Origin of the sequence: Streptacidiphilus sp. MAP12-20 (assembly GCF_041262525.1) — a bacterium.
In the GTDB taxonomy this organism is placed as follows: Bacteria; Actinomycetota; Actinomycetes; order Streptomycetales; family Streptomycetaceae; genus Streptacidiphilus.
Window position 1 is genome coordinate 212,729 of sequence record NZ_JBGCCK010000001.1, and the last position, 23,328, is coordinate 236,056.

The 23,328-nt window shown below is 70.3% G+C and carries 18 protein-coding genes; 13 read left to right on the top strand and 5 right to left on the bottom strand.

The window, feature by feature from the left end; all coding sequences use genetic code 11:
• Positions 1-3: 3 nt before the first annotated feature.
• Positions 4-3,426 carry a thiol reductant ABC exporter subunit CydD gene (cydD, locus tag ABIA32_RS00970; protein ID WP_370091709.1) on the top strand — a complete coding sequence of 1,141 codons (3,423 nt, stop codon included), beginning with the start codon at positions 4-6 and terminating at the stop codon, positions 3,424-3,426.
• Between the two features lie 51 nt (positions 3,427-3,477).
• Entirely contained in the window at positions 3,478-5,274 is a 1,797-nt protein-coding gene (locus ABIA32_RS00975; protein ID WP_370091710.1) for a GAF domain-containing protein, read from the top strand.
• 415 nt (positions 5,275-5,689) lie between these two features.
• Here the strand turns inward: ABIA32_RS00975 and ABIA32_RS00980 are convergent, their stop codons facing one another.
• Positions 5,690-6,631, bottom strand: coding sequence for a hypothetical protein (locus tag ABIA32_RS00980; protein ID WP_370091711.1), 942 nt, complete (start codon positions 6,629-6,631; stop codon positions 5,690-5,692).
• Positions 6,632-6,991: 360 nt separating this feature from the next.
• Between ABIA32_RS00980 and ABIA32_RS00985 the strand changes: the two genes are divergently transcribed.
• On the top strand, positions 6,992-7,282 hold the full coding sequence (locus ABIA32_RS00985) for an MTH1187 family thiamine-binding protein (protein WP_370091712.1): 291 nt from the start codon (positions 6,992-6,994) through the stop codon (positions 7,280-7,282).
• Here the strand turns inward: ABIA32_RS00985 and ABIA32_RS00990 are convergent.
• Entirely contained in the window at positions 7,279-8,616 is a 1,338-nt protein-coding gene (locus ABIA32_RS00990; protein ID WP_370091713.1) for a hypothetical protein, read from the bottom strand. The genes ABIA32_RS00985 and ABIA32_RS00990 overlap by 4 nt on opposite strands.
• A 398-nt stretch (positions 8,617-9,014) precedes the next feature.
• Between ABIA32_RS00990 and ABIA32_RS00995 the strand changes: the two genes are divergently transcribed.
• The 3 genes from ABIA32_RS00995 (at position 9,015) to ABIA32_RS01005 (ending at position 11,491) form a co-directional block, all read left to right on the top strand.
• A complete protein-coding gene (locus ABIA32_RS00995; protein ID WP_370091714.1) occupies positions 9,015-9,368 on the top strand; it encodes an ATP-binding protein in 354 nt (117 codons plus the stop codon).
• A 658-nt stretch (positions 9,369-10,026) separates the two neighbouring features.
• Positions 10,027-10,329 (top strand): hypothetical protein, encoded by a 303-nt coding sequence (locus ABIA32_RS01000; RefSeq protein WP_370091715.1) that lies wholly within the window; start codon positions 10,027-10,029, stop codon positions 10,327-10,329.
• Positions 10,330-10,705: 376 nt separating this feature from the next.
• On the top strand, positions 10,706-11,491 hold the full coding sequence (locus tag ABIA32_RS01005; protein WP_370091716.1) for a DUF4253 domain-containing protein: 786 nt from the start codon (positions 10,706-10,708) through the stop codon (positions 11,489-11,491).
• 192 nt (positions 11,492-11,683) lie between these two features.
• Here ABIA32_RS01005 and ABIA32_RS01010 read toward each other — a convergent pair whose 3' ends face one another.
• Positions 11,684-12,460: a GntR family transcriptional regulator gene (locus ABIA32_RS01010; RefSeq protein ID WP_370091717.1), complete on the bottom strand. Its 777-nt coding sequence runs from the start codon at positions 12,458-12,460 to the stop codon at positions 11,684-11,686.
• A gap of 228 nt (positions 12,461-12,688) precedes the next feature.
• Between ABIA32_RS01010 and ABIA32_RS01015 the strand changes: the two genes are divergently transcribed.
• The 6 genes from ABIA32_RS01015 to ABIA32_RS01040 all read left to right on the top strand — a co-directional run bounded on the left by ABIA32_RS01015 (position 12,689) and on the right by ABIA32_RS01040 (position 17,049).
• A complete protein-coding gene (locus tag ABIA32_RS01015) occupies positions 12,689-13,057 on the top strand; it encodes a hypothetical protein (RefSeq protein WP_370091718.1) in 369 nt (122 codons plus the stop codon).
• Positions 13,054-13,287 (top strand): hypothetical protein, encoded by a 234-nt coding sequence (locus tag ABIA32_RS01020; protein ID WP_370091719.1) that lies wholly within the window; start codon positions 13,054-13,056, stop codon positions 13,285-13,287. The genes ABIA32_RS01015 and ABIA32_RS01020 overlap by 4 nt, the downstream gene beginning before the upstream one ends.
• 53 nt (positions 13,288-13,340) lie before the next feature.
• On the top strand, positions 13,341-14,786 hold the full coding sequence (locus ABIA32_RS01025; protein ID WP_370091720.1) for an FtsK/SpoIIIE domain-containing protein: 1,446 nt from the start codon (positions 13,341-13,343) through the stop codon (positions 14,784-14,786).
• Positions 14,783-14,974, top strand: coding sequence for a hypothetical protein (locus ABIA32_RS01030; protein ID WP_370091721.1), 192 nt, complete (start codon positions 14,783-14,785; stop codon positions 14,972-14,974). The genes ABIA32_RS01025 and ABIA32_RS01030 overlap by 4 nt, the downstream gene beginning before the upstream one ends.
• Before the next feature lie 133 nt (positions 14,975-15,107).
• The gene (locus tag ABIA32_RS01035) at positions 15,108-16,607 is read left to right on the top strand and encodes a replication initiator (RefSeq protein ID WP_370091722.1); all 1,500 of its coding nucleotides are present in this window, start codon (positions 15,108-15,110) and stop codon (positions 16,605-16,607) included.
• Entirely contained in the window at positions 16,597-17,049 is a 453-nt protein-coding gene (locus ABIA32_RS01040; protein WP_370091723.1) for a hypothetical protein, read from the top strand. The genes ABIA32_RS01035 and ABIA32_RS01040 overlap by 11 nt, the downstream gene beginning before the upstream one ends.
• Positions 17,050-17,367: 318 nt before the next feature.
• On the opposite strand, the gene ABIA32_RS01045 is transcribed toward ABIA32_RS01040, so the two are convergent.
• Positions 17,368-18,879: a recombinase family protein gene (locus tag ABIA32_RS01045; protein WP_370091724.1), complete on the bottom strand. Its 1,512-nt coding sequence runs from the start codon at positions 18,877-18,879 to the stop codon at positions 17,368-17,370.
• 170 nt (positions 18,880-19,049) lie between these two features.
• Positions 19,050-19,850, bottom strand: coding sequence for an HAD family hydrolase (locus ABIA32_RS01050; protein WP_370091725.1), 801 nt, complete (start codon positions 19,848-19,850; stop codon positions 19,050-19,052).
• A 70-nt stretch (positions 19,851-19,920) separates the two neighbouring features.
• Between ABIA32_RS01050 and ABIA32_RS01055 the strand changes: the two genes are divergently transcribed.
• Positions 19,921-23,229, top strand: a complete 3,309-nt coding sequence (locus ABIA32_RS01055) for a BTAD domain-containing putative transcriptional regulator (RefSeq protein ID WP_370091726.1) — start codon at positions 19,921-19,923, stop codon at positions 23,227-23,229.
• Positions 23,230-23,328 lie beyond the last annotated feature (99 nt).

The following is a 23,328-nucleotide window of genomic DNA, read 5'->3' on the forward strand; positions in this document are numbered from 1 at the left end:
GCCATGAAGCCCGTCGACCCGCGTCTGCTGCGGTACGCCAGAGCGACCCGGATATTCCTGCTGGCCTCGGTCGCGCTGGGCGCGCTCGGCGCGGGGCTGGTCATCGCGCAGGCGATGCTCGTCGCGCAGATCGTCGTGGGCTGCTTCCAGCACGGCCAGGGGCTCGGCCGGTTGGCCGCCCCGCTGGCCGCGCTCGCGGCGGTCTCGCTCGCGCGCGGCGGCGTCGCCTGGGCGACGGAGGCGGTGGCGCACCGGGCCTCCGCGAAGGTCAAGTCCCAGCTGCGCGAACGACTGCTGGCGAGGGCGGCGGAGCTCGGCCCCGGCTGGCTCTCGGAGCAGCGCAGCGGCGAGCTGGTCACCCTGGCGACGCGTGGCGTCGACGCGCTGGACGAGTACTTCGCCCGTTACGTGCCGCAGCTGGCGCTGTCGGTGGTCGTGCCGGTCGCGGTGCTGGCGCGGATCGTCTTCGCCGACTGGGTCTCGGCGGCGATCATCGTCGCGACGCTGCCGCTGATCCCGATCTTCATGATCCTGATCGGCCTCGCCACCCAGAGCCGGATGGACCGTCAGTGGCGCACGCTGGGACGGCTGTCGCACCACTTCCTCGACGTCGTCGCAGGGCTGCCGACGCTGAAGGTCTTCGGCCGCGCGAAGGCGCAGGCGGAGTCGATCCGGAAGATCACCGACCAGTACCGCCGCGCGACGCTGCGGACGCTGCGGGTGGCCTTCGTCTCCTCCTTCGCGCTGGAGCTGCTCTCGACGCTCTCGGTCGCGCTGGTCGCGGTGACGATCGGCATGCGGCTGGTGAACGGCGGGATCGACCTCTATACGGGACTCGTCGTCCTGGTCCTCGCGCCGGAGGCGTACCTGCCGATCCGTCAGGTCGGCACCCACTACCACGCGAGCGTGGAGGGCCTGGCGGCGGCGGAGCAGATCTTCGAGGTGCTGGAGGCCCCCGCTCCGACGTCGGCCGTCACGCCCTCGCAGGCGGTGGAGCTCCGCGATCTCAGCGTGCACTACCCGGGCCGCGAACGCCCCGCGCTGGACGGCGTCTCGCTGCGCGTCGAGGCGGGGGAGATCGTCGCGATCACCGGCCCCTCGGGCGCGGGCAAGTCGACGCTGCTGGCCGCGCTGCTGGGCTTCGTGCCCTTCGACGGGCAGGTCGCGGCGCCCTCCCACGAGCGCATCGCCTGGGTCCCGCAGCAGCCCTACCTCTTCGCCGGCACGGTGGCCGACAACGTCCGCCTCTCCCGGCGTGACGCGTCGGACGCGGAGGTCCGCGCCGCGCTGACGGCCGCCCAGGCCTGGGACTTCGTCTCCGCCCTCCCCCTCGGCACGCTCACCCCCCTCGGCGAATCCGGCGCGGGCCTCTCCGCCGGCCAACGCCAACGCCTCGCCCTCGCCCGCGCCTTCCTCGCCGACCGCGAACTCGTCCTGCTGGACGAACCGACAGCCGGCCTCGACAACGAGAACGAAGCGGCGGTGGTCGCGGCGATCCGGGAACTCGCTGTAGGCCGCACGGTGATCCTCACGGCTCACCGCCCAGCGCTGCTCGCTCTGGCAGATCGGCGAGTCGAGCTTGCGTTCATTCCTGCAACGACGGAAGTTGCACTCTCCTCAGGGGCGCGGGGAACTGCGCGCCCAGCTCCCCAGGTGCCCGCACAATTCCCCCAACCTGACGTTGCACTGTCGCCTGAACGTCACTGGAGCTCCTGGCCCAAGCCCCGCCTCGCGCCCGCCGTTGCCCTCGGAGCCCTCGCACTCGTCAGCGCGACGGCTCTCATGGGAACCTCCGGCTGGCTCATCTCCCGCGCCTCCCAGCAGCCGCCCGTCCTCTACCTGATGATGGCCGTCACCGCCGTCCGCGCCTTCGGCATCGGCCGATCCGTGCTGCGCTACGCCGAGCGGCTGGTCAGCCACGACGCCGTCTTCCGCAGCCTCGGCGCCCTGCGGACCACCGTCTACGCCCGGCTCGAGCGCCTCGCGCCTGCCGGTCTCGGGGCAACCTTCCGCCGTGGTGACCTGCTCTCGCGCATGGTCGCCGACGTGGACGCGATGCAGGACTACTATCTCCGCTACCGCCTCCCGCTCGCCGCGACCGCCCTCGCCGCTGTCCTCACCGCAGGCGTCGTCGGCCTGCTGCTGCCCCTCGCCGGGGTCGCCCTCGCGGTCGGCCTGCTGCTCGCCGGTGTCGTCGTGCCGCTGCTCGCGCTCCAGCTCTCGTTGCGCGCCGAGCGCGCGCAGGCCGCTGCGCGTGGGCGGCTCAGCGGCGAGGTCGTCGCCCTGCTCGACGGCGCGGCCGAACTGACCGTCAGCGGCGCTCTCCCCGCGCGCCTCCGCGCGCTGCAGGCGACCGACGCCGAACTGACCGCCCTGCAGCGCCGTTCCGCCGCCGGACTGGGCCTCGGCACCGGGCTCACCACCGCGCTGACCGGCCTCACCGCCGTGGCCTGCGGCGCTGTCGGGATCGCCGCAGTCACCGCCGGCCATCTGCACGGCGTCTACCTCGCCGTCCTGCTGCTGACGCCGCTGGCCGCCTTCGAGGGCGTGACCGGCCTGACCGCGGCGGTCCAGACCCGCCACCGCAGCGAGCGTTCGGCCGCGCGCCTCGCCGAACTGGTCGAGGCACCGGAGCCCGTGCGCGAGCCCGAGCACCCCGCCGGCGCGCCCGTCGACCCGCTGCCGCTGCGCGTCCGCGGTCTGACGGCGCAGTGGCCCGGCCGCACCGCGCCCGCACTCGCGGGCGTGGACCTGGAGCTCAGCGCCGGTCGCCGCGTCGCGGTCGTCGGCCCGAGCGGTTCCGGCAAGACGACGCTGGCCAACGTGCTGCTCCGGTTCCTCGACCCGGTTTCGGGCAGCGTCACCCTCGGCGGGACGGACACCACGACGCTCGCCGGCGAGGACGTCCGCCGCGCGGTCGGGCTGTGCGCGCAGGACGCGCACGTCTTCGACAGCTCGCTCCGCGAGAACCTGCGCCTGGCCCGCCCGGAGGCGACCGACGCCGAACTCCGCGACGCGCTCGCCGCCGCCCGCCTGGCCGACTTCGTCGACGACCTGCCCGACGGCCTCGACACCATGGTCGGCGAGCACGGCGCCCGCCTCTCCGGGGGCCAGCGTCAGCGCCTCGCGCTGGCCCGCGCGCTGCTGGCGGACTTCCCGGTCCTGGTCCTCGACGAGCCCGCCGAGCACCTGGACCTGCCGACGGCGGACGCGCTGACCGCCGATCTGCTGGCCGCCACCGAGGGCCGGGCGACGCTGCTGATCACCCATCGGCTGACCGGGCTGGAGAGCGTGGACGAGATCGTCGTCCTCGACGCCGGTCGCGTCGTCCAGCGTGGCACCTGGGCCGAGCTCATCGCGACGGACGGCCCGCTGCGCGCCCTGTGGCGGCACGAACGGGACGGCGAGTTGCTCGTCGAGGTCTGACCCGAGCGCGTCCGCTGTCGCGGCAAATCCTGACAAACTACGCTCTCGGTCATGGAACAGAGCGACGCGCACTTCATCCCCGACCTCGGCTCGCTCGAAGTCGACGCGCTGGTCTCCGAGGTCTCGGAGCGTCTGCATGCCGTCGCGGCCGTCAACGACCGGATGCGGGAGCTGCTGGAGGCCGTCGTCGCGGTCAGCTCCGGACTCGACCTGCACGCGACGCTGCAGCGCATCGCCAACGCCGCGGCCGACCTGGTCGACGCCGAGTACGCGGCCGTCGGCGTGCTGGCCCCGCACACACACGGGCTCTCCGACTTCATCCAGGTCGGTATCACCGCCGCGCAGGAGCTGGAGATCGGCGGGCCACCCGCCGGGCTGGGCCTGCTCGGCTTCGTCACCGACCACCCCGAGCCGCTGCGCCTGGAGGATCTGACCCAGCACCCCAGCGCCGTCGGCTTCCCGCACGGTCACCCGCCGATGCACACCTTCCTGAGCGTCCCGATCCGGGTGCGCAAGGACTTCTTCGGCACGCTCTACCTCGCCGAGAAACACCACGGCCGACACTTCTCAGCCGCCGACCAGCAGGTCGTGGAGGCGCTCGCGGCGGCGGCCGGGGTCGCCATCGAGAACGCCCGCCTCTACGAGGAGGGCCTGCGCCGGGAGCGGTGGATCGCGGCGTCCAAGGAGGTCACGACGGTGATGCTCACCGCCGACGACGCCCAGGCCGCGCTCACCACGACCGCGGAGCTCCTGCGCGACCTCGCGGGCGCGGCCCTTGGCATGATCCTGCTGCCGACCGGGGACGGCGGGCTGCGCGTCTCGCACGCCTCGGGCGAGGGCGCGGACTTCGTCACCGGCGAGCTGGTCCCGCCCAGCGAGCGGACGGCGCAGCTGTTGGCGGGCAACAGCGTCATCGTCGACGACATGCGCAACGACTCCGACATGCGCTCCAGCATTCGGCAGGCCTTCGGCCCGAGCATGGCGTTGCCGCTGCAGAGCGCGGGCCGGGTGCTCGGCGCGGTCAGCGTCTGGCGCCGCCGGGACCTGCCGCCGTTCACGGACGACGAGCGGATCCTCGCCGAGGGCTTCGCGGTCCAGGCCGCGCTCGCGCTGCGGCTGGCCGAGGGCCAGCAGGACCAGCAGCGGCTCGCCGTCTACCAGGACCGCGACCGGATCGCGCGGGACCTGCACGACCTGGTCATCCAGCGGCTCTTCGCCACCGGGATGATGCTGGAGAGCGCGGCTCGGCTGGCCAAGGTCCCTGAGGTGCAGAGCCGGCTCGGCAAGGCGGTGGACGAACTCGACGCCACGATCCAGGAGGTGCGCACGACCATCTACGCCCTCCAGCACGACGACACCCCCGAGGGCGGCGAGGACCTGCGCAGCAGGGTGCTGCGCGAGGGTGCGCAGGCGGCGGGGCCGCTGGGCTTCAAGCCCTCGATCTCCTTCGTCGGACCGGTCGACACCATGATCGGCGAGGCGACGGGCCGTCAGTTGGTGGCAGCGCTCCGCGAGATGCTGTCGAACGCGGCGCGTCACGCGCGTGCGTCGAAGGTGGACGTCTGCGTCGACAGCACCGTCCACATCGACTCCGAGGGCCATCTCACGGACGGTCCCCGGGCCCAGGAGGGTGACACCCCCGAACAGCTCGCCGACGCGCTCAGGGCGGCGGGCCGCCCAGCGGTACTCCTTGCGGTCACGGACGACGGCGTGGGCATCCCGCAGGGTGGACGCCGCAGCGGGCTTCGCAACCTCGCGGAGCGGGCAGCGGCCCTGGGCGGCGACGCGTGGTTCGAGGGCGGGCCGAACGGCAAGGGCACGAAGGTGTTCTGGACGGCCTTGCTGTAGTTGCACTGTCCAGGGCAGGCACTTCCTCTATGCACAATTATAGCGGGCAGGACTGGTCCTGAGCAGGGGCTTCGTCAATAAATGGCGTGATCATGCTCAGTGCCGGTACTGCCCGCACCACGGGGCAAGCGGGCAAGGTTTTGGGCGGTGTCCTTGACGGGTCTGGGGCCGGGCATGTCCGGGAGGCCGTAAGCTCGCGCGCAACTCGGGCGGGCTTCTGGCCTGACCGCAATGTGTCCGAGTGGCCTCCCGGATGTGCCCGGCGCGGGACCCGACGCGGCAAGGTGCGTAAAACCTTGCCCGCCACCGAGCATCGTCCCTCGGTACTGAACTTGAAAGCGTGATGTCGGTCGGCTCTCCAGGGTGGGGCCGGTGCTGGCGATGTAGGTGTCCACCGTGTTCTGTACGTACTGGATCAGCTGGCGGCGGGCCCTGGCGCAGGCTTGCGGATGTCCCTGCGGTGGTACCGCTTCGCCCTGGCGGTGCTGAGCAATCCGTTCAGCACCATTATCGGGATCATGGTCAGGCCCCAGGCGAGCATCAGGCCCTGGTACCAGATCCCCCGGCCTGCCAGGTGGATGTAGAAGGTTCCGGCGACTGCGCAGACGCAGGGAGCCAGCACGAGAAGCGGCAGCGCCGCCATTATGCGGAAGGCGTCGTCGAAGGCGGCCTGCTGCGGCAGCAGACCGCCCCTGCCCGCTAGTCGTTCGGTGTTCAGCATCCACAGCTGTAGGCGCTCCGCCGACCACGCGACCAAGCAGCTCAGCAGCGCCAGGGCAACGAAGCCAAGCGCCAGGCTTGTCCGGCCCTGCGCGGCGCAGGCCGCAGCGGCCACCAGGGCGGGGAACACGGTCAGTACCCGGGCGGCCCAGATCAACGAGATTGGCACGGCGTGCCGCAGCCGTACCGCCACCGCCGGTTGGGTCCAAAGCCCCTCCGCCGTGGCTGCTTTCCGGCGGGCACGGGCCAGATCCCAGATGGTCTCCAGGGTGGTGACCAAGATCCCGACGACCAGGCCCATGGCGATGCTTGCAGAGCCCGGGAAGGGAACCGCCCGGGTATCGAAGCGGCCAAGCGGTTCGTCCAAGGTGGCCACGAAGGTGCCGACCAGATAGCCCAGGAACGGCCCTGCGACGAGAGCCGACAGGGTCAGTCCGAGCACCACGCGCCGCCGCAGCCGGGAGGCGACTTGGGCCACCAGCTCTTGCGGCAGGTATAGATCCACCTGCCTGGCGAAATGGTCGGCGCGCTTCAAATCGGCCTCAGCGCTTCGGCGTCGGTGGGCTGCCCACGCGCTGATTCCCAAACCGACCGAGCCAAGCGTGCCCGCGCCCACCCCCGCCACTACCGCCGACATATGCTGACCTGCCCGTTTCTGCCGCTGCGCACTCCGCGCGATCTGAGGCGAGTGTTCTAGCACACCCTTGCTGCACCGCCAACAACCGGGCCTCTACGACAAGGCGGGCGCTGTCTGTCGCCTCTTGCGAGGGGATGTTCCGGTATGTCTGACGACAGGCGCTCACAGACCGGGGTCGGCTCACCGCTCTACCTTGAGCCGAGCTCGGTGATGACTACCCGCTCTACTGCACTCAACGCGAACGTGAAGATCTCTAGCGTCGGACTCTTCGCCAACTCGACCGGGCTACTGTGAGATCAAGCGAGTGGCCTGGTCTTGCACGAGTGGCGTGCGTGGCTGGGACGTCGGGAGGGAGCTGGCATGATCATCGCCTTTTCTGTCACGCCTATCGGCATCGGTGAGGATGTTGCAGACGCCGTAACGGACGCGATCCGTGTTGTTCGCGAGAGCGGATTGCCCAACGAGACCGATGCCATGTTCACGCGCCTTGAGGGCGAGTGGGATGAGGTCATGGCGGTGGTGAAGGGCGCGGTAGATGCCGTGAGGGCTCACACGGGCCGGGTCAGCATGGTCCTCAAGGCGGATATTCGTGAGGGTGTAACTGATGCGATGACGGCCAAGGTAAAAGAGGTTGAGCGTCGATTGGCCTAGTTCTGACCTCGGAGGTCTTCGCGGATTGTGGCGATGAGGTCTGAGAGTTCGCAAACTTGGACTTGAGTCGATGCGGGTTCAGGGATTGCGGTGAGAACCCGCGCCCCTCTGTTGAGGAAGATTTCTGTTCGGTGGCGTGCTGGCATTTCGGAGAGCGTCCGGTTTGCCAGCATGCATCCGTCGGCTGTTTCCCCGTCTCGAACCAGTTGCCTCGCGCGATCCAGGTAAATGATTGCCCGGTCTCCGACAACGTCATTCGGATACTGAGCTAGGGCCTGCTCCTGGACTTGCCAAGCCTTGGCTGTCTCTCCCAGCTCCGCGTAAGTGCGGCCCTGATAGAAGAGCGCGCGCCGTTGAGTGAATCCGAAGACTGAATCAACCTGGTGGGAGTCGTCGAGTGCTTCCAGGGCACTCATCGCAAGAGCCAAGCGCTCACGACTTCCGGTGGCATCGTCCAGTTGCGCCAGAGCCAACGCCTCAACATTGAGGGCCAGCGTGCTTGCCGCAGTCGGTGTGACTTGCCCGTCTCGGCCGAGCTCGCTCGCGGCGCGGGCAAGTATTGCCGCTTCGCCGGCGTCTCCGTAGTAGAGCGGAATCAGCGTTCCAAGGGCAACGACTTGTGCTTGTGTCGCCCGATCATCGGTAGCGTCTGCCGCAGTCTTCGCGGTGGCGTGCCAAGCCCACGCCTGGCGAATGTCACCGATCACCATCATTTCGTCGGCAGTGAGAGCAGCGATTTGCGCCGCTGCCCGATATAGGCGGGCCAGTAATCTCGGCTGCTTCGAGATCGCGGCAAGTTCCCGAATATCGTCAAAGTCGCGCAGTAGATTTCGCAGCATGTCCATGGGCAGCATGAACAGGCTCATGCGGGCATTGCGCGCGACGCGGTCTTCGAGTGCATCGATTTGCGATGTGCTGACAGCCTCAGAGAACAGGGCCCGGTCCATCGATCGGCGAAGATCCTCGGCGGTCTCCAACAGGTCATCCTCGTGAACCCGGGACGCCGTGCGCGCTTGGAGGCTCGGAGATTCCCACGGCCGTGGCGGAAGGTCCAATAAGCCGCCCGGAATTCCGAAGGCGTCTGCGATTCGGCTCATGAGTTCGATGCTACGGATATGGCGACTGCCGCTGATGACATCACCGACGCGCCCGGTGGTGAACTTGCCGATGGCCGCAGCGATCTCCGCATAGCTGATTCCGGCTCTTCGGTTGACCAGGCGAAAGATCTCGCCGAAATCACGCCCGGTGCATGCCTGCTGCATCGCCGCGCTGGCCAAAAGATCATCAGAGATCGTGAGCGGGAAGGAACGGCGTAACTCGCGCCGGTCGATCATGCGAGCCCCCTGCGCTGCTGTGACGTGCTCTCAGATTAGATCCAGCCACTGACACGGGGTACCCCGTTTCCGCGTATGGGGTACCCCGAACTGACTTCCGAGGAACGCCGATCGGGGCGCACGCTCGTTGTGAGCCGCCATCGACCATGGCGGGCAATGATCGCCGACGGGCGGATAGATCGGAGGGCGATATGGCCACTGGGCTTCTCCCAGAAGAGCACACGGCGGAATTCCGCCCGGCGCACAGGCGCGAACCGCTCGCGGAGGACGACTGGACGGCCGTGCTTCAGCAGCGGCACCGGTACCGGTGCTGGGTGTGGCGTCGTCCTGGCCTGGACGTGGCCGGGATTGCTCGTGGGGTGTCAGTAGAGGCAATGGCTGACTGGCGGCTCGGGCCGATGGCTGACGACGTGGCCCTGTGCGTGGGTGAGCTGATGGGCAACGCGTTGACGCACGGCCAGTCGGCAGGCGGGCCGGTGCCGGTGTCGCTGGGCCTGCGGTACTTCCCCACCTGCTGCCTGTTCGTGGAGGTGGGCGATACCAGCACGGCCGCGCCTCTGCTGACGTTCCCGGATCCGGACAGTGATCCGGCGGAGGCGCTGCTGATCGACGGCCGGGGTCTGATGATCGTGCACCGCATGGCCGATTACCTGTGGTGGCGTCAGCTGCCGGGAATGGGCAAGACGGTGTACGCCCGACTGGACACGCCGCGCTACTTCGAGCCACTGGCGGGCGGTGACGAGGATGTCTGAGCGGGAGTCGGGCCAGGCGGTGCGAGTGCCGGGCTACGTCGCGAGTTACTGGTTCGTTCCGGTGTACCGGCCTGGCCTTGATGGGCGGGCAGTGGCGGGGCGTCTTCCGGGGCCGGAGGACGAGTGGGCTGAGGTGGAAGAGATCGAATCGGACGGGTGCGGGGAGGGCTGAGGGATGTTCTGGCGGCGTGGCCTGGGAGGTCAGGTGTTCCGGTGCGGGTACTGCCACGGGAAGGTGCGCGCGGATCGGGCGCGGGTCGAACGGGTTCGGGGTGTGGAGCAGTACGTGCACACCTGGCACCCCCGTCGTGATGGGCGGGGGACGTGATGGGCGTGGTGTACGTGTGACGCCCCGTGAGTTCCCTGGCGGGTTGTTCTGGGAGTGAACGTGTCCCCGCCCGGGTGGGGCTCCCGGCCGTTGACCAACGGGTCGGGAGCCCTGATATCGCACAACCGAAGATCAAGACGGACCACCCCGCGACCTTGGACGGGGTGGGGTGGTCCGTTGGGCTTGCACCCGGTACCGATGGTACTCGGGTGATTACGCATGTTCGAGGTCGTTCGACTCAACGGGGGCCTGTAGGGGTCGAGTTGCCCACCTTGGTCCCGGGTGCTGGTGCCGCAGGGTCAGTCACTGGCACGGGGAACTGAGGACAGGATGACCATGGATCACGGCGGGGGCCGGACCGACATAGAGAGGGAGTGGGACGTACTGGAGCTGGACGGCGGGCCGGTGGTGCCCGGTGTGGACTACGAGGGCGAGTGGCTGCGTGCGCGCGCCTCGGCGGTCAAGTTGAATACGGCGCTGAGCCGCTGGGGCGTGGTCCGTGAGCGGGCGCGGGCTCAGGCGGGCTGGGCGTCGGACGGTGCGGGCCGGGTGACGGTGAGCCTGGACTGCGCGACGGCGTCCGAGCTGGCGCGGCTGCTGGATCTCGTGGCCGATGGCGGCAATGCGGCCTGAGGGTTGGGCTGTCTGAGGGCGCGTGGGTCAGGTGTTGCCTCGGCGTGGTGTTCGCGTCGGGGCGGCCTGCCGCTCGGGTCGGGACCGGCCGCAGGCCGCATGCCCGGCCCGAGGGCGGCGGGGGCCGCCCGGCGGCGCGCAAGCGCCGCCGCTTGAGGTGGTAAAAGCTGAATTCGACAGCTCGCCCCTCGAGGTGGTAAAAGCTGAATTCGACAGCTCGCCCCTCGCCGGATCTGAGAGGGTGTTCTGCGAGATTTTGACGGCCGCTCGTTAGGGTCTGGTCGTAGCTCAACCTTGACGCGTCGCACGATCAGAGCGGTCCGATTGGATGACCGGGTTTGTGCGAGGTGTCAGTGCTCTGCTCTACCGTCCAGCCATGGCCTTTCTCTTGCCTGATGGTCTGCCGCCTGGACGCTTCGAGTCCTGGGGGACGGTCGACGTATGGCTGTCCAACGAGCTACCACAAGAAATTGAACATCTGTGGTGTCTGCTGCTGGACCAGTCGCATATCACCGGGTTGTTTCCGCTTCTGTGCTGGCCCGACGGTCAGGGCCAGCCGCATGATCTGGCCGGAGTGGACGCGATCCGGCTGGAGCCGGAGCTAGCGGCAGACTTCGTCGAGTACCGTCGGCAGCGGCTGCCGTTCTGGTCAGAGCCGATACCGATGGAGATGCCAGAGGATGTCGAGCCGTGGCCGCACGATCCAGGGCCGCCCTTCGACAGCTGGCCTGGTTTGGCACCGTCGTCGCCTGTCACCGCTGACAGCTCCACCCCAACCCAGACGGCGGCACGCACGATCGCTCACCTGGTCGATACGCACTGGAACGGGCTGAAGGAGTGCCGCCTGGCGCTCGTCCCGGCCCGGCGCGGCGCGGACATCCCGGCCGTCCTCGGTTGGAAGGCGGATGCGCCAATTCAGTTGCTGTGTGCACTGCTACGCAGCTGGGAAGAGCGTTTCGGGACTCAGGTGGTGGCGATGTTCGGAAGCGAGCTTCATGTCGCGGTGGCCCGGCCTCCTCGGGGCACCGACCAGGCGGAACTGCTGGCGCTGGAGCATGTGCTGTCGACCGCCGACAATGTCGTCGACGACCCACCGACCCCTTTCCCCGAGTACGCCGGCAGCCTCGTGAACCGGACCCACTGGTGGTTCTGGTGGGACTGACCGATGGTCCTTGGCGGGAAGGGGTGGTGATGATGCGCAAGGATTTCCGCTGCCGAGGACTCCATCACGGGTCCGGCATTCTGAGCAGGCCGGGCTCGGGTTCGGTGAAGATGCCGCGGCTGACCAGGCGTTTCAGCTTGGCGCGGGTGCCTTCGGTGTGCCGCGGCTCAGCGCCGAGGCCGAGGGCGGCGGCTACTCCACGGGGCGCAAATTGCCGCCTCGGCGGGCCATAGTCGGGGCAACTCTGGGGGTGAGGGTGTAGGTGTAGCGGGCGGCGTCGGCGGGGGTGGCCGTGGTCTCGATGATCAGCGGCTGCCCTGTGCCGGTGGCGACGGTGACGCGCTGAGTGATCAGCAGGTGTGTGGGCTGGCCGAGTTGGAGCGCTGCGGTTTCGTCGGGCTGGGGCATGCGGGCGCTGACGGACTCGCGCCATTCAATGGGGCCGTGGGCTTTGGTGAGTGTGGCCTGGGCCTTGGCGCACGGCATGGCCGGGTTCTTCGCAAGCGGTGTGCCGGTGATCCGTTCCATGGGCAGGATTGTGCGGTGCAGTACGCGGGCCCCGGTGTCGGCGTGGACGTGGAGGCGTTCGACGCAGAACGCGGCTTCGCCCTCGTCCAGTTCGAGGGCGGCGGCTTGCTCGGCGGTGAGCCGCAGGTGCGTGGCGGCTGCCTGGTCGTCGGGGGTGGTCCAGCCGTGGGCGGTGGGGTCGGTGTCGCGCGGGTACGGGGTCTGACCGGCAGCGGGTTGGACCGTCACGAAGGTGCCGCGTCCCTGTTGCGCGTCCAGTAGACCTTCGGTGCGGAGTGCGGCGACGGCCTGGCGGACGGTGGGGCGGGAGACCTCGTACAGGGCTGACAGGGCGTCTTCGGTGGGGATTTGCTGGCCTGGTGTCCATTCGCCGGCTGCGATGGTGCGTCGCATCTCGGCTGCTACCTGCTTGTACAGCGCCTGCGTCTTGATGATCGCCATGGGTGCTGCCCCCTTCGCCTGCGTGGCCGGGCGTTGGCCGACGCTCCTCGTTATCGAACGGTTATTCGAATACGTTCGCGCTGATCAGACCTCGTGCGACGGACCTTAATCGTCAGTTGTAAGCATGAATCTCCTTGCGCTCCGGGTCAAGTCGGCGCATCCTCGACCTCGCCAACATTCATCATGACAACTGACGCATGTTGTCTGGCGAAGTCGAGAGGACGAGAAGTGTCGATCAAGAATCTGCCGCTGCACGCGGGGCGGCTCGGGCCCGCACTGTGCGTGTCCGTGGAGTGCAAGACGGACCCGACCACGGGTGCGGTGAAGGCCGACCGGGACGGGGTGCCGGTGTGGATGGTCGGGGTTGCGGTGCGTCCCGACGCTCGGCGTCCCGCGCTGATCGAGGTGTCCGTGTCCGGGGAGCCGGAGGGGATCGCGCCGGGGATGTACGTGGAACTGGTGGAGCCGGAGGCGTTCATGTGGGAGATGAACGGCCGCACCGGACTGGCGTTCCGTGCGGCCAAGGTGTTGCCTGACTCCCCGGTCCTGGCCCCGCCGACTGAGGGCCCGGCTGCCGGGAAGGGGGCGGCGAAGTGAGCGGGCGGACCTGGCACCACCTGCAAGAGCGGCTGTCCGACTTGGCGGACCTGGGCGCGGAGCTGCACGAGGGGATGGAGCAGGGGCAGTACCGGTTCCTGCTCGCGCTTATCGCCCCGATGGCCACCGACGCGGGCACGCTCGCCTCGGGCCTGGAAACCGAGCTGCGCAACGAGATGGCGGAGAACGGCGTGCAGCTGCCCCCGCTCGACCCCGGGGACGGTGCCTGATGGGGCCGCATGGCGGGCCCGTGTGCGGCGGGCTGATCGGGGTGGCGTGCGAGTTGGCTCGGCATCCGGCCGCGTCCGCTGCGGCGGCGGTCGTCCCGGTCACGACTGGTGGCGGTTCGGTGGGGATGCCGGTGTTCCTCACGATGGTGATCGTGGTGGCGGCTGGGCTGCTGTTGCTGCGGGTGCTCTCCCCGTGGTTGTTCGCGCGGTGGCCGCAGGTGTGGTGGCGGCTGATCGGTGCCCCGGTCACGGCGGTCCGGATGTGGTGGACCTGGCGCAAGCTGACGGACCTCCAGAACCTTGCCGTGGCCAAGCGTCCGCCCCTGGCGCTGCTGGGCAATGACGTGGTGGTCCGGGGGCGCGCGTTGAAGCCTGCGGCTCCCCGGCTCGGGGTGCCGAAGGTGGAGCACGGGGGCCTGGTGGTGCGGGTGAAGATGCACCCGGGGCAGGTTCCGGAGCAGTACGCGGCGGCGGCCGAAGCGATGGCGCACGCGTTCCGGGTGTTCCGGGTGCGGGTCCACTCCCAGCAGTACGGGTACGTGCACCTGCGCTTGATCGCTTGGGACCCGCTGAGCAATCCGACGGTTCCGGCGCACCATCGCGGGCAGTTGATGCGGGCGGCGGTGGGTCAGTGGGAGGACGGGTTCACCTGGCTGATCGACTTGAGGGAGGTTCCGCACTGGCTGATCGTGGGCGCCACCCGTTCGGGCAAGTCCACGTTGATCGCCGCGTTGGTGTCGGAGTGGGGCAAGCAGCCGCTCGCCTTGGTCGGGATCGACCTCAAGGGCGGCATGGAGCTGAGCCTGTTCGCGCCTCGGCTTTCGGCGCTGGCCACGACCCGGGCGGAGGCGGCGGACCTGCTGGATTACCTGGTCGATCTGGCCTTGGACCGGATGCGGATCTGCCGTGAGGCGGGGGTGCGCTCGATCTGGGAGCTGAGCGACAAGGCGCGGCCTGTGCCGGTGATCGTGCTGGTGGATGAGGTGGCGGAGCTGTACCTGATGGCCACCAGCGCCGAAAAGGCAGAGGTAGGGCGGGTCTCCACGGCGATGCTGCGGCTCGCGCAGCTTGGCGCGGCGTTGGGGGTTCACCTGATCGTCGCCGGCCAGCGCGTCGGCTCCGACCTGGGCCCCGGGGTGACGGCGCTGCGTGCGCAGCTCGGCGGCCGGGTCTGCCACCGCGTCAACGACCCCGCCACGGCAGAGATGGTGCTCGGGGATATCAGCAAGGAAGCCGTGATCGCCGCTCAGCAGATCAGCCATACCCAACAGGGCGTCATGGTCAGCTACGCGGACGGGGCGGTGATGCGAGGGCGCTCCTGCCTGGTCACCCCCGGCCAAGCCCGCAAGACCTCCGCCAAGTACGCCCACATGACGCCGGTCCTGCCGCCCCTCGGCGACCACCCGGCCCCGGTCATGCCGGAATCCCTCGGGGCGCACCCGGCGGACGGCGTGTACCTGGACGGCGACGCGGACCCCGATGGGGTGATCGAGGAATGACGCTCGCCATGCCGCTGGTCGGCTTCCTCGCGGTCGTGGTGTTCCTGCTGATCCGCTCCGGCGAACTGCGCGTCTGGCAGGTCATCACCTTGACGGTGTTCGGGTTCTACCTCGCCCGCAGCCCGCTCGGGAACCCGCTCGCCTTCACCGTCCAGTGGCTCGTCACCGGCTTCACCCATCAGCACTAGATCGAACTGGAGTTCCCATGCCACCCGGCCCATCCCACCCAAGCCCGATCCTCGCCGTGGCCTCCGGTCGCCTGCTGCCTCTCGCGGGGCGGCGGCCGGGGCTACGGCCCCACCCGCCTTGGAGGCATCCACCATGACCATCAACCCCCATGACAGCCCGCAGGCCCGGCGGACGTTCCTCGATCAGCTCGACCGGATCGCCGCGCTGGACGAGACCGAACAGGATCTCGTCCGGCTCGGGCAGATGCCGAACCTCGGGCGCTGGCTCGAACAGATCGAATCGGTCGGCGGCTGCGCTCAACCGATCTTCGTGGCCGGGCACAAGCGCACCTACGACGCGGCCACGGGCGCGCTGATACGCGAGTACAGCACCCGGAGCGAGCCGGGCGGGCGGCTCGCGGTCCGCTGCCGCAACCGGCGGGCGAGCCGCTGCCCCTCGTGCTCACGGCTGTACCAAGGGGACAGTTACCACTTGGTGCGGGCGGGCCTGGTCGGCGGGAAGGGCGTCCCCGAACACGTCCGGGAGAACCCTCGCGTGTTCGCGACCCTCACCGCCCCCTCGTTCGGTTCGGTTCACCGCGTAGGCGAGTGCCACCGCACGCGGCGGGGCTTGTGCCCGCACGGGCTGCCGCGCGGCTGCCGCACGGCGCACGCTGAGGGAGACGACGCGGTGGGGCAGGCGCTCTGCCCCGGCTGCTACGACTACGTGGGGCACGTGCTGTGGAACGCGCACGCGCCGCGCCTGTGGACCGCGTTCAGGGACAACCTGTACCACCACTTCGCCGCAGCAGCGGGCGTACAGCGGTCCAAGATCCGCAAGCAGGTGAGGATCTGCGCCGCGAAGGTCGCCGAGTACCAGGCACGCGGAGCGATCCACTTCCACACCGTGATCCGCCTCGACGGCTCGGAGGGCCTGGGCAGTGCGCCCCCGGCGTGGGCGAGCGCGGAACTGTTGATCGGTGCCATCAGCAGCGCGGCGGCGGCCGTGAACCTCAGCGCTCCCGCCTCACCTGCCTACGGGCAACGCCGTCTGTGCTACGGCGGACAGATCGAGGCGCACGCACTGACCGCAGGCGGCGACGGTGGGGTGAGTGATGATCAGGTGGCCTCGTACGTGGCCAAGTACACGGCCAAGGGCGCGCATGCGTCCGGGGTGATCGATCACCGCATCGACGACCCCGACCGCATCGGGAAACTCCGCGTCAGCGCGCACTACCGGGCGTTGGTGGGCACGTGCTGGCGGCTGGGCGAGGTCCCGGAGCTGGCTCACCTGAACTTGCAGGCGTGGGCGCACACGCTCGGCTACCGGGGGCACTGCATCACCAAGAGCCGTAGCTACTCGACCACGTATCGGGAGCTGCGGGCTGAGCGGGCGGCGTACACCCTCCGGACGCTGGGACTCGGGGACGATGCAGGCACAGTGAGTGAGGCGGCGTGGAGTTTCGCGGGGATCGGCTACACGCCCGGTGAAGCGGAGATCGCGGCCGGGATCGCGGACGACCTGTATCGGGGCAGGCGCATCGCGCGGCAGCTCGAACCCGGGTGGGCGGGTGGGGCACGGCGAGACGCTGCACGGACTGGCCATGATCACCCTGACCGGCAGGCAGACCCCGGGGGCCGTGATGCGGACTGACCTGTCAGGGCGCGTCAGCGTGCTGCCCGGGGCCGGTGACGGCGCGGACTCCTGGCAGATCGCCCGCTGCTCGCGTGAGGTGGCCGAACGGGCGGCGGCGGTACTGGGCGGGGCTGCTTCGCCGGCGGGCGGCTGGCGGGCAGTGATCACCGGTCCGGCGCTGCCGGTCATCGTCCGCCGGACGGGGGCCGGTGTCCGCCTGGAGATCGACGGAATGCCTGGGCACAGCTTCGCGCTGGACCTCGCACCGTTCGCGCTGTGGCAGATCGCTTCGGTGCGGGTCCTGGTCGCGCTGGCGGCTGACGACGAGGATCACGGCGTGGCATGCGCTCTGTCGGCCGACCCGTTGATGTTCAAGACGCGTGGGGGTCGTTTCGTCCGCTACGTCGTTCCCCGCCTGGCTGCGTCGGACGTAAATGGGCTCTTTCGGGCAGGCCGTTGATCTCGATCGGGGTCCGTCGCTGGTCCGCATCTTGCGTCGGCGTCTATGCTCCGGCGCATGCCGATAGCTGTGGCCTGCCTCGCTGGCCTGGGAGTCTTGTTCAATCTCGTGCAGGTGATGACGGGCCGTCAGGTGATACGTCCTAACAGGAGCAGGCGTTCCGCGTCGCAGTTGAGGCGGGAGTCAGCGGCTGCGGTTCTACTTTTCTCGGGCGCGGCGCTTATGGTCCTGCGCGTGCCCACGGTGGCCTTTCCCGTGGAAGCTCTGGGGTTCGTGGCACTCTGCTTCGCCCGTTGGCGCGCGAGCCGGAGCTAGTGCCTACCCGGCGGCGTCCATGAGGCTCACACCGGTGATCACGTACCGCTTGGGGGCCTGTCCCGAGTGCAGCACGACCCGCACGTCGTACTCGTTCAGCATCTCTCGGCGAACGGCGTCGTCCTCGGCGGCTGCCCATGCCTGGGCGATGCTCTGCCCAGTCGGCACCATGCGCATGCCGGGCTCGCGCTCCGGCAGGGCCCGCAGCTCGGTGATCTCCTGGCCCAACTGGGCGTAGCGGGTGCGGAACCACTGGGCGTCGTCCGCCGCGTCGTACAGTCCTGCCGCGCGGTCCTCCCGCAGCCTGGCGCGGGATGCCTCCAACTCCTTGATCTCGGAGGCGTAGCCGGTGCCAGGGTCGTACACCTTGGCCATGACCTGCCCGGTGCCGTACTCGGCGAGGAACCACGCCTCTACGGCCTGGTCCAGCAGCGGCACGGCCATCATGGGGGCGGGCTGGCAGTGCTGGGAGGCGGGGATGCCGCGTACCCGGCCGGTGCAGCCGTAGGCCGGTGGCGCTCCGGCGGAGCGTCCCGCGATGTACAGGCGGGCCCCGCAGTTGCCGCACCACGACAGCCCCGACAGCCGATGCGCGCCCTTCGGGGTCCGGGCCCCGTCCCGCTTCGGGGACAGCTTCTCCCCAAGCGCGCGGTGCGTGGCAGCGTCCCACAACGGGTCGGCGATCCGGCGCGGCTTCCCGTCCGGGCCGGTCACCGGACGGCCCTGGTGCATCAGGTAGCCGAGTGCGGCGTCACTGGTCAAGATCGCGCGCAGGCTCTTCGCGTTCCACGGGGTGCCCTTGAGCGGGCGGCCGTAGAGCTGGGCGCGGCGGTCCGACGGGGCGGGCACCCCTGCCCGCGTGAGCCGGGCGGCCTCGGAGTGCACCGTGATCTTGCCCGTCTCATCGGCCAAGATCCGTTGCGCTACCTCTGAGATCACCGCGTGCGCGGGGAGATCGACGGCGACGTGATCCACCTTGCCGGTGGGAACGAGGCGCACGTACATGTACCCGTACGGGGGGATCTGCCGTGGCTGCCCTGCCGCGCGGGCCCGCAGCGTCTCGTCCCGGTTCCGCTTCTGGATCATGCGTAGCTCCATCTGCGACCCCCACGCCTTGATCAGCCACTCGTTCTCCTGGTTCGGGTCGGTGAAGTCCCACACCCCGGGATGTTCGGCCGTGATGATCAAGCGGCCCTGCCCGGTCAAGAGCTCCTGCGTGTTCAACGTGTCCCGTACGTTGCGCCCTACCCGGTCCACGCTGGCGGCGGCGATCCCGTCATACGGGCCCATCTCGCCGCGCAGCCACGGACCGAACCCCTTCCGCGTGAGCGGGTCGGTCGCCCCGGACACCTCCCAGTCGTCCGCCCACGCGATCACATGCCCGCCGACCTCTGCGACAGCCGCTACGATCTGCTGTGCCTGCCGCTCCGGACTGCTGGTGTCGTCCGACCTGCGCGACAGTCGCCGCACGCCCACACAGCACCGGCCGCACCCGTCATACTCGGTGGTGAGCATGTCTTCCATGATTCCACTCCCGCTCCGCACGTTCGTGCGATTTGCGGAAGTGCCAGGGGCGCGAGGAACTGCGCGACAAGCCACCCACGCAGGTGATGGACCGAACGCACAGGGCCATCCGCTCATCAGTGGTTTCTCGCGCAGTTCCTCGCGCCCCTGGAAAGTGCAACTCAAAGTAGTGATTCGATGATCCGCGCGACGCCGTCATCGTTGTGGTCGGCCGCGTGGCGGGACGTGGCCGCCAGAACCTCCGGGTGCGCGTTCGCCACCGCGTACGCCGTGCCCGCCCAGGCGAGCATCGGGAGATCATTCGGCATGTCCCCGAAGGCCAGCACCCGCTCCGCGGGAATGCCGCGTTCGCCGCACCAGCGGGCCAGCGCCGCCGCCTTGGTGACACCTGGCGCGCCGATCTCCAGCATCGGCACCGCCGCCGAGCGCGTCACCTCGCCGCACTCGCCGACGAGCTCGCGACCGCGTCGCAGGAACTCGTCCGGGTCGATGTCCGGGTGCTTGGCGAGCAGCTTGAAGATCTGGTGGCCCGCGGCGCCGGCCAGGATCTCCTCCGCCGGGGCGACCAGCTCGGCCGCGTCCATGTCCCACAGGGTCCGCGGGTACGCGGGCTCGTGCGAGAAGCCGGCCGGGTACTCGAAGGCGAAGCTCACCTCCGGCAGCTCGGAGCGCAGCGCCTCGACCGTGGCGAGGGCGTCGTCGACGCGCATCGGGTGGGTCTCCAGCAGTTCCTTGCGACGGACGTCGTAGAGCGCGCCGCCGTTCGAGCAGATGGCGATCCCGTGCGGCCCGATCGCCGCGGTGACCGCGTCCATCCAGCGGGGCGGGCGGCCGGTGACGAAGACGATGCAGATGCCCGCCTCCTCGGCGCGGCGCAGCGCGTCCTCGGTACGGGCCGAGACCGTGCCGTCGCTGCGGAGCAGGGTGCCGTCGAGATCGGTGGCGATGAGGGAGGGGAGCACAGGTACATCCTCACATCCCCGGTTGTGGATCTTCCGGCGGAACCGCGTACCGATGGGTCAGAATCGCGAGGTGAGATTCGGCATCCTCGGCACGACCCAGGCATGGACCGACAACGGCGGCGAGATCGCCCTCGGCGGGCCGGGCCGCCGTGCGCTGCTCGCGCTGCTGCTGCTGGACGTCGGCCGGACCGTGTTGACGGAGCGGCTGGTCGACGGCCTCTACGGCGAGGAGCCGCCGGGGAACGTCGGCAACGCGCTGCAGTCGCAGATCTCGCGACTGCGCGGCGCGCTGCGCCCGCTCGGCGTGACGGTCGAGGGCGGGCCGGGCGGCTACCGCCTGGCCACCGCGCCGGACGAGGTCGACGCGCACGCGTTCCAGCGCCTCGCCGCCGAGGGCCGGACCGCGCTGGCGGGCGGCGACGCGGAGGCGGCGTTCACCGCGCTGACGGCGGCGCTCGCGTTGTGGCGGGGCGAGCCGCTCTCCGACGTCGGCGGCGCGCCCTTCGCGGCGGGTCAGGTGGTCCGGCTGGCCGAGTTCCGGCTGGCCGCGGTCGAGTCGCGCGCGGAAGCGGGGCTCGCGCTGGGCCGCGAACGCGAGCTGATCGCCGAGCTGCGGACGGCGGTCGCCGAGGAGCCGCTGCGCGAACGACTCTCCGCGCTGCTGATGCGCGCCCTCTACGCGGCCGGCCGCCAGGCCGACGCGCTCGCGGCGTTCGCCTCCCTCCGGGAGGCCCTGGCGGACACCCTCGGCGCGGACCCCGGCCCTGAACTCGCCGACCTGCACCTGGCCGTTCTCCGCGCCGACCCGGCGTTGCGGGCGGTGGGGCGGACAAGATCGCCAAATGCTTCACGTGAAATACTTGGCGATCTTGGTGGGTCGTCGGCGGCCGCCCCGGCCGTGGGCTCTGGTGACTACGGCGGGGTGGAAGCAAGATCGCAAAGTGCTTCACGTGAAACATTTGGCGATCTTGCATCCGTGTCGCCCGTCCCGCCCGTGCCGCGGCCGCTGACCAGTTTTGTCGGGCGGGAGCCCGAGCTCGCCGCGTTGGCCGGCGCCTTGCGTGACGCCCGGTTGGTGACATTGACCGGGCCAGGGGGGACCGGCAAGACGCGGCTCGCGCTGGAGACTGCCGCCCGCGACGCCGCCGGTCCGGGAGGGGCCTGTTTCGTCGACCTGTCCCGCGTCGCTGACGGGGCCGCGCTCGCGCCCGCGCTGCTCGGCGCGCTGGGCGTGCGGGAGGCCGGCGTACTCGGGGCGACGGCGCCCGGCGGGGACGCGGCCGCGCGGCTCGCACCAGCGCTGTCGCGGCGCGGGGACCTGCTCCTCGTGCTCGACAACTGCGAGCAGATCGTCGGCGAGGTCGCCGCCCTCGCCGAGGGCCTGCTCGCCGCCTGCCCGGAGCTGCGCGTGCTCGCGACCAGCAGAGAGGCTCTCGCCGTCCCCGGTGAGCGGGTCCGCCCGCTGGAGCCGCTGCCCGCGCCCGAAGCGCTGCGGCTCTTCGCGGAACGCGCCGCCGCCGTCCGGCCCGGCTTCGACCCCGACACGCTGGACGCAGCCGACGCCACTGCCGTCGCGGAGATCTGCCGACGGCTGGACGGCCTGCCGCTCGCCATCGAGCTCGCCGCGGCGCGGCTCCGGCTGCTGACGCCGCGCCAGATCGCCGACCGGCTCGACGACCGGTTCCGCCTGCTCACCGGCGGCAGCCGCACCGCGCAGCCGCGACAGCAGACCCTGCGCGCCGTCGTCGACTGGAGCTGGGACCTGCTGCCGGAGAGCGAGCGCACCATGCTGCGGCGGATCTCCGTCTTCTCCGGCGGCTGGACCCTGACCGCCGCCGAGTCGGTCTGCGACGTGGCCGAGGACACCCTCGACCTGCTCGGTGCGCTCGTCGAAAAGTCCCTCGTCGTGGCCTACCAGCCGCACGCCGCGGGCGAGATGCGCTACCGCATGCTGGAGACCGTCCGCGCCTACGCCGCCGACAAGCTGGCCGCAGCCGACGAGCAGCGCGCGTACGCGGACGCGCATCTGTCCTTCTTCCTCGCGCTCGCGGCCGAGGCCGAGCCGCGACTGCGCACGGCGGACCAGCTCGACTGGCTGGCCAGGCTCGCCGCCGACCACGACAACCTCAACGCCGCGCTGCGCCACGCGATCGCGACCGACACCGACCGCGCGCTGGACCTGCTGGCCTGCCTCTCCTCCTACTGGATGCTGCGCGGTCTGCGCACGGAGGGCCGCGTCCCCGCGCAGCGGCTCCTCGCCGCGCTGGGCGGGGTGATCCCGCCCGAACGCGAGGAACAGTTCGTGCTCGCCGTGATGACGGCGATCTCCGGCGGCATGGACACCCCGGAGCTCGTCGGCTGGATCGACAGCTGCCGTCCCGTCATGGACCGGCTGATGTACCAGCATCCACTCCGTTTCCCGCACCTGATCGTGCAGTGGGCGCCGTTCGTCGGAGTGCCGGACGACGTGTCGATGGCGGAGCAGAACGCCGCGGCCGACGCCGTCCTCACCGACCCCTGGTATCGCGGGCTGCTGCACACCGGCATGGGCTTCCAGTACTGGTTCGTCCACGCCGACGCGGAGGCGACCGAGCGCGAGTTCGCGGCGGCGCTGCACGATTTCGAGCAGCAGGGCGACCGCTGGGGCATGGTGATGGCCCTGATGGAGCTGGCGCGCGCGATCGGTCGCCGCGGCGACCGCGCGGCGTCCTCGGCCTGCACGGACCGGGCGCTCACCCTGGCGGGCGAGTTGCAGTCACCGGAGGACATGGCGGAACTGCTGTGGAGCCGGTCCGAGCTGAGCCTGATCGCCGACGACCTCGGGGCGGCGGAGACGGACCTGCTGCGCGCGGTGGAGCTGGTCGAACCGCTGGGCATCAGCGACAACCTCGCGCAGGCCCGCCTCGGCCTCGCGGAGGTCGCGCTGCGGCGCGGCGAGACGAAGGCGGCGCGCGAGCTGTGTGCGCTGGCGCTGGCCAGCCGGCTGGTGGGCTGGGCGAGCGGGGAGTGGACGCAGGCCGCGGTGTTGTTGATGCTGGCGCGGATCGACCTTACCGAGGGCGCGCGGGACGCGGCGCGGTCCCGACTCCGAGCGGCGGCGGCGGTGATTCCCGGCCGCCACAACCTGCCGTACTACGGCGCCCTGGCCGCGCCGGTCGCGGAGCTTGCCGTCGGCGACGGACGGCCCGAAACGGCGGCGGAACTGTGCGGCGTGGCCGTCCTGCTGGACCCCTTGGGCGGGGAACGCGCGATCGCTGCGCTGACCCCGCGCCTGCGGGAGACCTTGCGCCCGGAGGGCTACGACGCGGCGTTCACCAAAGGCGCGACCCGCGACCCCCGCGACGCGGTCGAGTACCTGCACCTTTTGCTCGCTGAGTGAGTTGCAACCACCCCAGGGGCGCGGGGAACTGCGCGACAAGCCACCCACGCAGGTATCGCACCGAACGCGCAGGGCCATCCGCACAGGGTGGTTGCTCGC